Here is a 12138-nt window from a genome sequence, read left to right as displayed (position 1 = left end):
TTCCATTTGTTTTGACACCTCATTTATCATTTCTTCTTATCCAATACTCTTGCGCTGTTCTTTAAGGTATCATAAAAGGATGGTTGATTTGGGAATGATTGGATTACCATCAATTATTCTAACACCTTCTCAAACGACATTAAATGGTTATTTTCCTGTTTTAAAAATAGGGGTTAAACAATCCCCGGTCAGTGCAAGGAAGAATCCAAGTGCTAAGTGACCAATTTTATGTCCATACGATTAATTTTTGCGTTCTTGCAAATAGTAAAAAGCAAAAAAATAACCAGCCATATAATTGGCTGGTTTTTTGCAAATCGCAAAATAGAGGGAATTTAAAAAATCAGGGACTGTATGAATACAGTCGATATGAGCATCCCAGGGTTAAAGGGGATTGCTGCTAACATTCATTAAAGACTATTCAGATACATGACGCAGGCATTTATCACAGACGATTCCGTAGCATTCATGCTGTTCTTCAATATTTTCACCGCATTCTGAACATTTCTTAGGGGGCAAGTTTCTGAAGAATTCCATAACGTTTCGTACCATGTTTAAAACCTCCGTTTTAATTTGATTTATAACAGCATTTTTTTCTTGAATCTGTTATATAACTGCTTGATAATGCTATTGTATTACAACAGATATGTGAAGTCAACACTGTTTTAGTACAATTTTGAAAAAGATGAAAAAATAGGCTAATTGTTATATATTGAGTGTGAAGCTTTATTAGATTCCATCAAGGTTTACTTTCCTATAAAGTGAAATGAGTTTTCGAGTGCGAGCACAAAGTGGAAAAGGATTGCTGAATGTAGAGCCTAATCCTTTTTGTTTGAAGGAAAGTTTCGTTCTAGTCTATGCGAACAAAATCAAGCTTGAATGATCTAGAATGGAGGGGTAGGATGCGTTTAACTATTATTGGATTTTGGGGCGGATATCCAGGAAAAAAAGAAGCAAGTTCGGGTTATCTAATTGAGCATGAGGGATTTAAATTACTGCTCGATTGCGGAAGCGGAGTATTATCTCAGTTGCAGGAATACATAAAACCAAGTGATTTGGATGCCGTTCTTTTATCGCATTTTCATACAGACCATATGGCAGACATAGGTGTATTACAACATGCTTTGTTAATAGATCAAATGTTAGGAAATCAAAAAAATCCATTGCCTATCTTTGCCCACACAGAAGATCAAACGTCAGCTGGTACGCTGACTTATAAAAGCCAGACAGTGTGGGAACCCATTATGGAAGGCCAATCTACTCAAATCGGTCCCTTTTGTATAAAGGCACTTAAAACAAAACATTCTGTTCCATGCTATGCTTATATGATAGAAGCAGGGGGACAAAAGTTAGCCTATACGGCAGATACGGCTTATTTTCCGGAACTGGTTCCTTTTTTCAGAGGAGCGAATGTTTTGCTATGCGAGTGCAATTTTTATGAAGGGATGAATGCTGAAAAAGCTGGGCATTTGACCAGTATTCAAGCTGGACAAATTGCTGAGGATGCGGCTGTTCAAACATTGATATTGACTCATTTACCTCACTTTGGTAATCAGAATGATCTAGTAAAGCAAGCAGCTAAAGTATATAAGGGTGAAATTGAATTAGCCAAAACAGGTTTACAAATTACCATTTAAATCAGGGGGAATCACACATGCTATTTTTAGATAATAGAGGAATAACAGATCCACGTATTAATTTGGCCATAGAGGAGTATGCTTTAAAACACTTGGATATCGATGAATCCTATTTGCTGTTTTATATTAACCAACCTTCGATTATCATTGGGAAAAATCAAAATACGATCGAGGAAATCAACAGCGATTATGTTGAAGAGAATGATATTATTGTTGTTCGCAGACTTTCGGGAGGCGGAGCGGTTTATCATGACCTCGGAAATTTGAATTACAGCTTTATCACGAAAGATGACGGTGAAAGCTTCCATAACTACAAGAAGTTCACTGAGCCAGTAGTTGAAGCATTGAAAGAATTAGGTGTAAATGCTGAGTTGAGTGGCCGTAATGATTTAGTGGTTGGAGAGCGTAAAATTTCAGGGAATGCTCAATTTGCTACTAAAGGAAGAATGTTCAGTCATGGTACCTTAATGCTGTCGAGTGAAATTGAAAATGTCGTATCAGCTTTAAAGGTAAAAGAAGATAAAATCAAATCTAAAGGAATTAAATCTATTCGCAGCAGAGTTGCCAACATATCTGAGTTTCTGTCTGAGCCATTGACGATGGAAGAATTCCGTAAAAAACTACTTGAACATATTTTTGGTGGGACGGAAAATATACAGGAATATCAATGGACAGATGAAGATTGGGAAAAAATCATGGAAATCTCTGAAGAACGTTATCAACAATGGGATTGGAATTATGGGAAATCACCTAAATTTAACATTCAGCATTCTCATCGTTACCCAGTTGGACAAATTGATATTCGCTTAGAGGTAGCCAAAGGGAAAATTGAGGAATGTAAAATATATGGTGACTTCTTTGGAGTTGGGGATGTAGAAGATATTGAAAAACGATTAATTGGTGTGAGATTTTCTAAAGCCGAGCTCGGACAAGCATTGAAAGATGTAAATGTCAGCCATTATTTTGGGAATATCACAACAGAGGATTTTGTTAATCTTTTATATTAAATAAAATCATAATTTGAAATCATTTTTGATTAAAAAGCTTCTGAGGGTCTAATATGCCTTAAGAAGCTTTTTTATATTTCCTTAAATAACTATTTCAAAAGAAATACGTTGTTTTTGTGAAAACATATCAAGGAATGGGTCTATTTTACTGTGTGTTGCTCTTTATAATGGATGGTTAGTCAATCCGTATATCTAATTTTAAATAGTTGCTTATACCTAGTTCTTTTTCTATAATAAAGATTGGGTGTATTTAGAATATTTTAACAAAACTTACACCTTTCTAACAGGGGAGGGAATAATATGAATTTATCAACCCAACTTCTAGAAACGGCAGAAAAGTTTAAAACAAAACCCGCTTATATTTTTATGGATCAGGAAACGAGTTATGCTGAATTGAATGGAGCTGTAACCCGTTTTGCTGATGGTCTTCAAAGTTTAGGGGTAAACAAAGGAGATAATGTCGCTCTATTATTGGGCAACTCACCGCATTTTATAATAGGTTTATATGGAGTATTGAGATTAGGAGCAACGGCTATTCCGATTAATCCAACCTATACACCTGATGAAATAGCCTACATATTAAAAAACGGAGATGTAAAAGCAGTTATCACATTGGATTTACTCATACCTATGTTTGACAAGATGAAACAAATGCTGCCTGAGATCAATCATGTCATTGTTTGTCCGTCCGGTAAAGGACCAGATGAACTGCCTCAGGATCTTTCGATTAGCGGCAAAATGAAACCGTTTACAGATGTGATCCGAATGGCAACTGGACAGTTTTCTGCCCCGGTAGTGGAGGAAGATGACACAGCTCTTATTTTGTATACATCAGGTACTACCGGTAAACCAAAAGGGGCAATGCTTACACATAAAAATCTATATAGTAATGCCAGAGATGTGGCTGATTACCTGCAGATTAATGAGAATGATCGTGTTATTACAGTACTGCCCATGTTCCATGTGTTTTGTTTGACAGTTTCCTTAAATGCTCCGTTGCTGAATGGCGGAACATTGATCATTTTACCTAAATTTAGTCCTCAAGAAGTATTCAGAGTGGCTGTAAAATATGAAGTAACTCTATTTGCCGGGGTACCGACTATGTATAATTATCTTTTGCAATATCCCGATGCCGATGAAAATAGCTTTAAAACTTTACGCTTTTGTATTTCCGGCGGTTCGGCTATGCCGGTTGCTTTATTAACGAATTTTGAGAAGAAGTTTAATGTGATGATTTCAGAAGGATATGGTCTATCAGAAGCATCCCCTGTAACCTGCTTTAATCCAATCGATCGCCCAAGAAAACCTGGCTCCATTGGTAAATCAATTATTCATGTGGAGAATAAGGTGGTGGATGAATTGGGTGAAAAGGTTCAATCGGGTGAAGTTGGAGAGTTAATAGTGAAGGGTCCAAATGTGATGAAGGGCTATTATAAAATGCCTGAAGAAACCGTAGCGACTATTAAGGATGGTTGGTTATATACGGGTGATTTAGCTCGAGAAGATGATGAAGGTTATTTTTATATTGTAGACAGGAAAAAAGATATGGTTATTGTCGGTGGATTTAACGTGTATCCAAGAGAAGTGGAAGAGGTCTTATTCGCCCATCCAGAAATATCGGAAGTAGCCGTAATAGGGGCTCCGGATCCGAATCTTGGAGAAGTCATTAAATGTTTTGTAGTGTCCAAAAATCCTGATTTGACGGAAGAACAGTTAATTCACTACTGTCAGGAGCATTTAGCTAAATATAAAGTACCGGAATCGATTGATTTTATGGAAGAGCTCCCCAAAAATACAACCGGTAAAATTCTGCGCAGAGCCTTAAAAAATGCTGTGCTGCAACAAATAAAATAGAAGAACGGTTACTTGGACCCGCAGTGATGCGGGAATTTTTTTTGTTATAAATGAAAAAAATCTTTCCTTATTTTTTTGAGTTTATGCGCGATTGAATTTTTATTCATTTCCTTGTTGGATGTCACCTATTCTTCTTGCAAAAAAAATCATATACTATAGCATTTCTGTGTGGATCCGCCTTGATTTCTGTTGTCTGAAAATTCAAAAATAACGATTGCGTTTGTAAAATTTTAAAGCTATAATTTAACAAATAAAAGCATAGAAGCATAAAAGTGTAAAAGGATGGGGGAGCAAAATATGAAAATAAGGAATTTGTTAGGAAGTATCGCGGTACTATCAGCCATTGCACTTACGGGTTGTAGTTCGGATAATCAATCATCCGGGGATGGCGATTCAAATGGGAAAGAAAAACAATATAAAGTAGGAATTTCTCAATTTGTAGAACATCCATCGCTTGATGAAGCAACGAAGGGCTTTAAAAAGGCGCTGGAGGATTCCGGACTGTCCATTAAATATGATGAACAGAATGCTCAGGGTGAGTTAAACAATGTTCAAACGATTGCCAATAACCTAGTGAGTGAAAAAGTAGATCTTATTTTTGCGAATGCAACGCCAAGTGCGCAAACTGCAGCTAATGCAACGAAAGATATACCCATTGTATTTACATCTGTTACAGATCCAGTTGGGGCAAAATTAGTTTCCAGTAAGGAAGCGCCGGATAAAAATGTTACCGGAACGACGGATGCCCATCCAGATGCCATTCCTAATACGGTGAAGTTAATCAAAGAAATAGGCTATAAGAAGATTGGAACAATTTATAATGCCGGTGAACAGAATTCGGAGGTTCAAGTAGATACTGTTGAAGCAGAAGCAAAGAAAAATGGACTAAAACTTGAAAAGGTTTCGGTTGCAAACACTTCTGAAGTAAAGCAAGCTGCAGATTCCTTAGTGGGCAGAGTGGATGCTCTCTATGTCATAACGGATAATACAGTGGTATCCGCACTTGAGTCAGTGATTCAGGTGGCAGAAAAAGAAAGTCTTCCATTATTTGTTGGTGAACTAGATTCTGTTAAAAGAGGTGGTTTTGCCGCATATGGTTTCAATTATTACGATATTGGTTATCAGGCCGGTGAACAGGCTATCCAATTGTTAAAGAGTGAAAAAGAGGTAAAGGAACTGCCTGTTGAAGCACCAAGCAACTTGAAATTGGTTGTTAATAAGTCAGCCGCTGAGAAAATGAAGATAGATTATACCCAAATAAAAGAAGAAGCTGAGTTTGTGAAATAGTTCTTTCAGCCGTAAATAATTCCAAACAGAAAGGGAGGGTAATACGTGTTTGCATCTGTTTTTGGTTCGGTGGAAGCCGGCATTATATATAGCCTTATGGCATTAGGTATTTATTTATCATTTCGAATTCTTAACTTTCCCGATATGACAGTGGACGGCAGCTTTGTAACAGGGGCAGCCGTTGCTTCTATTTTAATTACAGGCGGAACAAATCCATTGCTCGCTACTATTTCTGCTATATTTGTTGGGTTCTTCGTTGGAATCGTGACGGGGTTACTGCATACAAAAGGTGGAATTAATCCGCTCTTATCGGGAATTTTAATGATGATTGCCTTATATTCTATTAATCTAAGAATTCTTGGCAAGCCAAATGTATCATTATTATCAGAAGATACGGTTTTTACCCAGCTTGGTACATGGTGGTCCAGCCTGAGAATGGATGACTGGATTGGTTCTGTTTTTACAAGCATTGGATTAGAAAGTTACATCCCTCATACATGGTCTATAGTTTTACCGATGGTTGTAGTTGTTCTCCTTGTGAAAGTAGTGTTGGACGCTTTTATGAAAACGGAGATTGGTCTTGCGATTCGGGGCACAGGAGATAATGAACAAATGGTTCGCAGCTTTTCAGTTCATACGGATATAACAAAAATGCTCGGACTCGGAATCGCTAATGGACTGGTGGCTTTATCAGGAGCTTTTGTTGCACAGTATAACGGTTCCGCTGATGTTGGGATGGGAATCGGGATTATTGTCATTGGACTTGCTTCCGTTATTATCGGAGAAGCAGTATTTGGTTCCAAGTCGATTGCCAGAGCTACCTTTGCAGTCATTGGTGGAGCGATTCTGTATCGATTGGTTGTTGCCTTTGCCCTTAAAGTGGAGTTTCTTGAAGCGGGAGATATGAAATTAATCACAGCAGTTATTGTCATCGTTGCCTTGCTCATTCCGAAATGGATAGACGGTACAAAAAAACGCCGTAAAAGACGCAATCGAATGAGAAGCTTACATGCTGAACCCGCTAAAACCAGTATAGATCGGAATGGAGGAGAGCAACTTGCTGCAACTAAGTCAGATATTTAAAGTATTTAATGAGGGCTCTCCTGATGAAAAAGTGGCATTGAATCAGATAAATCTTGAACTGAAGCAGGGTGATTTTGTAACGGTTATTGGTAGTAATGGAGCCGGTAAGTCTACGCTAATGAACTTGATTTCAGGTAAAATCTTGCCTGATTCAGGGAGAATCGTCATTAATGATACCGATTTAACGTATGCTGGAGAGCATCGTCGTGCCAGGAAAATAGGAAGGGTCTTTCAGGATCCGTTGGCTGGGACTGCGCCGACGATGACGATTGAAGAAAATCTGGCGATTGCCTATGCCAGAACAAAAAAAGCAGGGCTCGGGTTCGGTGTTACAAATAAGCGCAGAAAATTTTTTAAAGCCAAACTGGCAGAGCTTCATTTAGGGCTCGAAAACCGCTTATCAGCTAAGGTCGGATTGTTGTCAGGCGGAGAACGGCAAGCATTATCTTTATTAATGGCTACGTTCACAGAACCGGATATTCTGCTTCTTGATGAACATACCGCAGCGCTTGATCCGTCGAGGGCAGAGCTAATAACGGAGCTTACGAAGAAAATCGTGAAAGAGCACAAATTGACAACCTTAATGGTTACCCACAATATGCAGCAGGCTCTTGATCTGGGTAATCGATTAATCATGATGGATAGCGGAGAAATTATTTATGAAGCAGATCAAACCTCTAAACAGACGCTAACGATAGATCTATTGATGAATGAATTCCAAAAACTAAAACGGAATACGCAAATCTCTGATCGAAGCTTGCTGGGATAATCTATTTATACGAGTAAACAAACAGAAACAGCAAGCTTAAGCTTGCTGTTTCAATCTATTTTAGACAATCATCCTTGTTGGAATAAATGGCAACAGTAAGTGTGGAAAGGGGTATGTCATGGAGGTGCAGGTAGCCGAGCGCAGTATATCGGATTTTAAGGAAGGGGTTCAGGCAGGAGTCAGTATTGCGATTGGCTATTTCCCGATTGCGCTGACCTTTGGTTTGCTCGCCAAATCATCAGGTATATCATTGGGCGAGGCCTTATCAATGAGTATATTTGTTTATGCGGGTGCTTCACAATACACAGCATTAAATTTACTGTTACTAGGTACAGATGTATTAGGAATTATTGTCGCTACATTTATTTTAAATATCCGTCATTTATTAATGGCGACGTCCATACAGTTAAAATCAGCGAAGGATCCTTTGTGGAAAAAGGATATTTATTCTTTTGGAATTACAGATGAAACATTCTCGGTCGCTTCTTTTAAAAATGGAAAAATAACGGCAGGCTATATGTTTGGGCTCGGAGGGATTGCTTATCTCAGCTGGGTCCTCTGCACAGGAATTGGTTATTTGTTTGGAACCAGTTTACCTAAAAGCTTACAGGAAAGTATGAGTATTTCCCTCTATGCCATGTTTATTGCTCTTTTAATACCATCCTTGTCGAAGAACAGAAAAATTTTCATCCTTGCCGGTACGGGAGCAATTTTTAACACCTTATTATCCATAACGGGTCTATTACCCACAGGCTGGTCGATTATTGCGTCTACGCTTGTTTCAGCCATTTTAGTGGAATGGGTGTATACAGTGATTGGTAAAGGGAGGACAAGCTAATGACTGCTTCTATTTTTATGCTTGTACTGGGTATGGCACTCGTTACATACATCCCAAGATTGCTGCCGTTTATTTTATTTAAAGAAATGAAACTTTCTCCCTTTTGGGAAGGTGTTTTAAAAAACATCCCTTTTGCAACACTGGGTGCCTTAATTTTTCCTGGTGTTCTTTTTATACAGGAATCGATTTGGATGGGATTAATTGGAGGGATGTCAGCCATCATTCTCTCTCTGCTTGGAGCTAATGTTATGCTTGTAGTAGTAGGATCGATTGGTATTTTAACAGTGTTGTCTATTTTTTTATAATGTTACGCCAGTACTAATAGGAGTTGAGGAGAGGTGATTGCGATTAAATATGAAAATCAGTTGATAGAAATTATTAAACAAGATGACTACTTATTTTCATTATTGAAAGCCGTTGAGAAATTGAATTTAAATGATGCTTGGATTTCTGCGGGATTAATTAGAAATAAAGTCTGGGATGGTTTACACAACATTATTACGCCAATAAATGACATTGATGTTATTTATTTTGATCAGTCGGATACAAATCGGGAAACAGAAAAGAGTTTAGAAGAACAATTAGAGATTCTAGTGCCTAACCAACCTTGGTCCGTGAAAAATCAAGCAAGAATGCATTTGAAAAATGGATTTGAACCTTATCATTCTTCTTTTGATGGGGTTGCCCATTTTCCTGAAATACCTACAGCAATAGCTGTAAAATTATTTACGAATAAATTAGAGATAATGGCTCCATATGGTCTAGAGGATTTGTTTGAAAAGCGGATTAAACCTACTCCTTACTATCAAAAAAACAACAACTTACATGTAATATATAACGAGCGTCTGAGGGAGAAAAAATGGGATATGATTTGGAGTGACTTATATATAGAAGTTTAATATACTGCTTGTGTCTAATATTCATAGGAATTTAGGGTGTTGATATACCTTTTTTGTTGAATCTTTTTATGGTAGAAAGCATTACTGCTATAAATAAATGAAAATGAATACTAAATATGTGGAAAAATACACTTAAACGATTAGTGGCGTTACTTCAACATCAAGAGTTTTGATCAGTTCTTTTTTGTTATACAGCTAAGGCGAGGTCAGCTGTAGATATAAAATCAAAGCCATTCTGTATGAATGGCTTTGATAATTTTTCATTTAGATTCTTTTTTTGTAGCTTTTTACTATAATCTCATTGCACCGTCAATTATATTTGCAGTTCCAGAAATGTAATCGGAATCATCACTTGCTAGGAATAGAGCAAGTTTGGCAACATCAATAGGTTCACCAACTCTACCAAGAGGAATCATCCCGATAACACCTTGCATCGCCTCGTCAGTAGTAATTGTATCTGTTAACATTTTGGTTGCTATTGCACCTGGGTGAATAGAATTCACTCGGATCTTATCTGGTCCAAATTGAACGGCAGCTGAACGAGTAAGTGCTTCAACTGCACCTTTACTTGCAGTATATACAGTAAAACCACCAGAGTTATCAACACTTGCCATTGAGCCGATGTTTACAATAGAACCGCCACCTGCTTCTTTGATATAAGGAGCAACTGTTTTCATACCAACAAATTGGCTCCAAGCATTAATATTCATACCAAGATTCCAGTAATCAATATTAGTATCTTGATAAGGTTTAGTAGCAAGAATGCCAGCATTATTAACTAAAATATTAATTTTTCCAAAGGCTTTAATAGCTTCTCCTACTATAGTTTGCCATTGTTCTTCGGATGATACATCGTGTTTAAGAGCAATTGCACTACCAGGATTCTCTTCATTAATTTTTTTTACAACGTTTTGAACATTTTCAAATGCCACATCAGTAGCGATAACTTTTGCGCCTTCTTGTGCAAATAGAATAGCTTCAGCAGCACCTTGTCCTGCACCTGCTCCAGTAACTATAGCAACTTTCCCCTCTAGTCTTTTCATAGTTAAATCCTCCTTTGATTCGAAACCGATTACACTTGGTTTAACAATCGATTATAATTTAATTATAAGAAAATAGGTCGAAAATCACGATATATAAGAGATTAGTAAATGTTCATTAATAAACATATCTTCAAAGAATGTATAAAAAAATTTGTAGGTGGTGAAAGTGATGGCAGAGTATCAGTTTTTAGATAAACGAATACAACGAACAAAAAGAGATTTATATAATGCATTATTTGAATTATTATTGCAAAAAAAGTATGAGCAAATAACTATCAAGGATATTATCGACTTAGCAGGATATAGCAGAGGAACATTCTATATTCATTATAAGAAGAAAGATGATATGTTATATGAGATTATTGATATTCTTTTTGATGAAGCACGTAAAGCACAACGGAGTTCATATATAAAGGAGGCTGCTATCGATGTTCAAAGACTAGAAAACGAGCCTATTTTTATTCTTAAACATTTTAAACAATATGGTGAATGGTACAAAATTCTACTAGGAGAAAATATACAAATTGATTTTCGTGAAAAATTAACTAATATGTTTGCTGAATTATATTTAGAAGATTTTGATTTTCAGAATACAAATGATGGGATTAGTATAAACAAGGATTTATTAAATAAATATTATTCATATGGATTAATGGGTTTAATCTTGGATTGGGTTATTGCTGATTTCCCTACTGAACCTGAAGAGTTTTCTAAAGAGTTAGTAAAGATATTTAAATATTCACTAGGAACTATTCGAAATCAAAATAAAAAATATAGATGATGTAACTTTAAAAACTTTAAAGAGAGTCCTGCTAGTTTCTAAATTTAGCAGGACTCCTTTTTTACATATCAATATTAAATGCATTAGTTGTAAAATTTTGGATTAATCATTATGATTAATCTTATACCTGATTTAACGGAGGGAATATGATGACTTCTTTGTATGGGAAAACAGCTGTAGTAACTGGAGCGAGCAGTTCGCGAGATATCGGAACGGCTATTTGTAAGAAATTAGCGTCACAAGGAGCGGATATTTTCTTTACATACTGGAAGTCAGTACGGGATTGGCCAGAAAACTTTTGTAATGAGATCCAAACAAGCGGAGTCCGTTGCAGAAGCATGGAGATTGATTTGTCGAATGAGCACGCTGCATATGAGATTTTGGACCGTGTTTCTGGAGAATTGGGAGTGCCATCCATATTAATTAATAATGCAGCCCATTCAACAAGCGATGGGTATTTGAATTTGGATGTAAAAATACTGGATGATCACTATGCAGTTAATATGAGAACTACTTTTTTACTATGTGTGGAGTTTGCTCAGCGCTTTAAAAAAGCCGGATACCAAGCAGGCCGAATCATTAATATGACCTCAGGGCAGGAACTGGGCGCAATGCCTGGTGAATTAGCCTATGCTGCTACAAAAGGGGCTATTTCTGCATTTACTCGATCATTGTCTGCTGAAGTAGCTTCATTAGGGATTACGGTAAATGCCTTAAACCCTGGTCCAACCGATTCAACATGGATGACAGATGGAATTCGGGAGAATCTCTTACCAAAGTTTCCGATGGGGCGGATAGGTGTACCAGAGGACGTAGCTCGTATGATTGGTTTCCTAGTGTCTGACGAAGGAGAGTGGATAACTGGTCAAGTTATTCATTCAGAAGGCGGGTTCATACGAGGTTAAAAGGCTATTAATAAAGAAGTCTATTTAATAGCTAACGA

General features: G+C 37.0%; 14 protein-coding genes. 12 read left to right on the top strand and 2 right to left on the bottom strand.

Annotated features, from left to right (window positions below):
* The first annotated feature begins 79 nt into the window (after window positions 1-79).
* Window positions 80-220, top strand: a complete 141-nt coding sequence (locus tag AC58NB_RS11345) for a hypothetical protein (protein WP_497426942.1) — start codon at window positions 80-82, stop codon at window positions 218-220.
* 194 nt (window positions 221-414) lie between these two features.
* Here AC58NB_RS11345 and yhfH read toward each other — a convergent pair whose 3' ends face one another.
* Window positions 415-549: a protein YhfH gene (yhfH, locus tag AC58NB_RS11340; protein ID WP_077247967.1), complete on the bottom strand. Its 135-nt coding sequence runs from the start codon at window positions 547-549 to the stop codon at window positions 415-417.
* Window positions 550-899: 350 nt separating this feature from the next.
* Here yhfH and AC58NB_RS11335 point away from each other — a divergent pair, with 350 nt between their 5' ends.
* From AC58NB_RS11335 to AC58NB_RS11295, 9 genes are all read left to right on the top strand, one after another.
* Entirely contained in the window at window positions 900-1634 is a 735-nt protein-coding gene (locus AC58NB_RS11335) for an MBL fold metallo-hydrolase (RefSeq protein ID WP_497426941.1), read from the top strand.
* A 17-nt stretch (window positions 1635-1651) separates the two neighbouring features.
* Window positions 1652-2641 (top strand): lipoate--protein ligase, encoded by a 990-nt coding sequence (gene lplA, locus AC58NB_RS11330; RefSeq protein ID WP_497426940.1) that lies wholly within the window; start codon window positions 1652-1654, stop codon window positions 2639-2641.
* A 300-nt stretch (window positions 2642-2941) separates the two neighbouring features.
* Window positions 2942-4495, top strand: a complete 1554-nt coding sequence (locus AC58NB_RS11325) for a fatty acid--CoA ligase family protein (RefSeq protein ID WP_497426939.1) — start codon at window positions 2942-2944, stop codon at window positions 4493-4495.
* A gap of 297 nt (window positions 4496-4792) precedes the next feature.
* Complete coding sequence (locus AC58NB_RS11320) at window positions 4793-5782, top strand: ABC transporter substrate-binding protein (protein ID WP_497426938.1); 990 nt, start codon at window positions 4793-4795, stop codon at window positions 5780-5782.
* A 45-nt stretch (window positions 5783-5827) separates the two neighbouring features.
* Entirely contained in the window at window positions 5828-6865 is a 1038-nt protein-coding gene (locus AC58NB_RS11315; RefSeq protein WP_497426937.1) for an ABC transporter permease, read from the top strand.
* Window positions 6840-7634, top strand: a complete 795-nt coding sequence (locus tag AC58NB_RS11310) for an ABC transporter ATP-binding protein (RefSeq protein ID WP_497426936.1) — start codon at window positions 6840-6842, stop codon at window positions 7632-7634. The genes AC58NB_RS11315 and AC58NB_RS11310 overlap by 26 nt, the downstream gene beginning before the upstream one ends.
* A gap of 118 nt (window positions 7635-7752) precedes the next feature.
* Window positions 7753-8472 carry an AzlC family ABC transporter permease gene (locus tag AC58NB_RS11305; RefSeq protein WP_497426935.1) on the top strand — a complete coding sequence of 240 codons (720 nt, stop codon included), beginning with the start codon at window positions 7753-7755 and terminating at the stop codon, window positions 8470-8472.
* Entirely contained in the window at window positions 8472-8777 is a 306-nt protein-coding gene (locus AC58NB_RS11300) for an AzlD domain-containing protein (RefSeq protein ID WP_497426934.1), read from the top strand. Before AC58NB_RS11305 ends, AC58NB_RS11300 begins: the two co-directional genes overlap by 1 nt.
* A gap of 33 nt (window positions 8778-8810) precedes the next feature.
* Entirely contained in the window at window positions 8811-9371 is a 561-nt protein-coding gene (locus AC58NB_RS11295) for a nucleotidyltransferase family protein (protein WP_497426933.1), read from the top strand.
* A gap of 290 nt (window positions 9372-9661) precedes the next feature.
* On the opposite strand, the gene AC58NB_RS11290 is transcribed toward AC58NB_RS11295, so the two are convergent.
* Window positions 9662-10414 carry an SDR family NAD(P)-dependent oxidoreductase gene (locus AC58NB_RS11290; RefSeq protein WP_497426932.1) on the bottom strand — a complete coding sequence of 251 codons (753 nt, stop codon included), beginning with the start codon at window positions 10412-10414 and terminating at the stop codon, window positions 9662-9664.
* 169 nt (window positions 10415-10583) lie between these two features.
* On the opposite strand from AC58NB_RS11290, the gene AC58NB_RS11285 reads away from it, so the two are divergent.
* Together AC58NB_RS11285 and AC58NB_RS11280 are read left to right on the top strand one after the other, a co-directional pair.
* Window positions 10584-11195 (top strand): TetR/AcrR family transcriptional regulator, encoded by a 612-nt coding sequence (locus tag AC58NB_RS11285; RefSeq protein ID WP_497426931.1) that lies wholly within the window; start codon window positions 10584-10586, stop codon window positions 11193-11195.
* Window positions 11196-11344: 149 nt separating this feature from the next.
* Window positions 11345-12100: an SDR family oxidoreductase gene (locus AC58NB_RS11280; RefSeq protein WP_497426930.1), complete on the top strand. Its 756-nt coding sequence runs from the start codon at window positions 11345-11347 to the stop codon at window positions 12098-12100.
* Window positions 12101-12138 lie beyond the last annotated feature (38 nt).

The organism is Pradoshia sp. TA40_28 (assembly GCF_059694525.1).
Note: the sequence above shows the minus strand (reverse complement) of the source record. Positions and strands in the feature narration are given on the sequence as shown.

Bases quoted from the DNA above. Each gene is read 5' to 3' on its own strand.
- AC58NB_RS11345 (WP_497426942.1), top strand. From the start codon at position 80: ATGGTTGATTTGGGAATGATTGGATTACCATCAATTATTCTAACACCT.
- yhfH (WP_077247967.1), bottom strand. From the start codon at position 549: ATGGTACGAAACGTTATGGAATTCTTCAGAAACTTGCCCCCTAAGAAA.
- AC58NB_RS11335 (WP_497426941.1), top strand. From the start codon at position 900: ATGCGTTTAACTATTATTGGATTTTGGGGCGGATATCCAGGAAAAAAA.
- lplA (WP_497426940.1), top strand. From the start codon at position 1,652: ATGCTATTTTTAGATAATAGAGGAATAACAGATCCACGTATTAATTTG.
- AC58NB_RS11325 (WP_497426939.1), top strand. From the start codon at position 2,942: ATGAATTTATCAACCCAACTTCTAGAAACGGCAGAAAAGTTTAAAACA.
- AC58NB_RS11320 (WP_497426938.1), top strand. From the start codon at position 4,793: ATGAAAATAAGGAATTTGTTAGGAAGTATCGCGGTACTATCAGCCATT.
- AC58NB_RS11305 (WP_497426935.1), top strand. From the start codon at position 7,753: ATGGAGGTGCAGGTAGCCGAGCGCAGTATATCGGATTTTAAGGAAGGG.
- AC58NB_RS11300 (WP_497426934.1), top strand. From the start codon at position 8,472: ATGACTGCTTCTATTTTTATGCTTGTACTGGGTATGGCACTCGTTACA.
- AC58NB_RS11290 (WP_497426932.1), bottom strand. From the start codon at position 10,414: ATGAAAAGACTAGAGGGGAAAGTTGCTATAGTTACTGGAGCAGGTGCA.
- AC58NB_RS11285 (WP_497426931.1), top strand. From the start codon at position 10,584: ATGGCAGAGTATCAGTTTTTAGATAAACGAATACAACGAACAAAAAGA.
- AC58NB_RS11280 (WP_497426930.1), top strand. From the start codon at position 11,345: ATGACTTCTTTGTATGGGAAAACAGCTGTAGTAACTGGAGCGAGCAGT.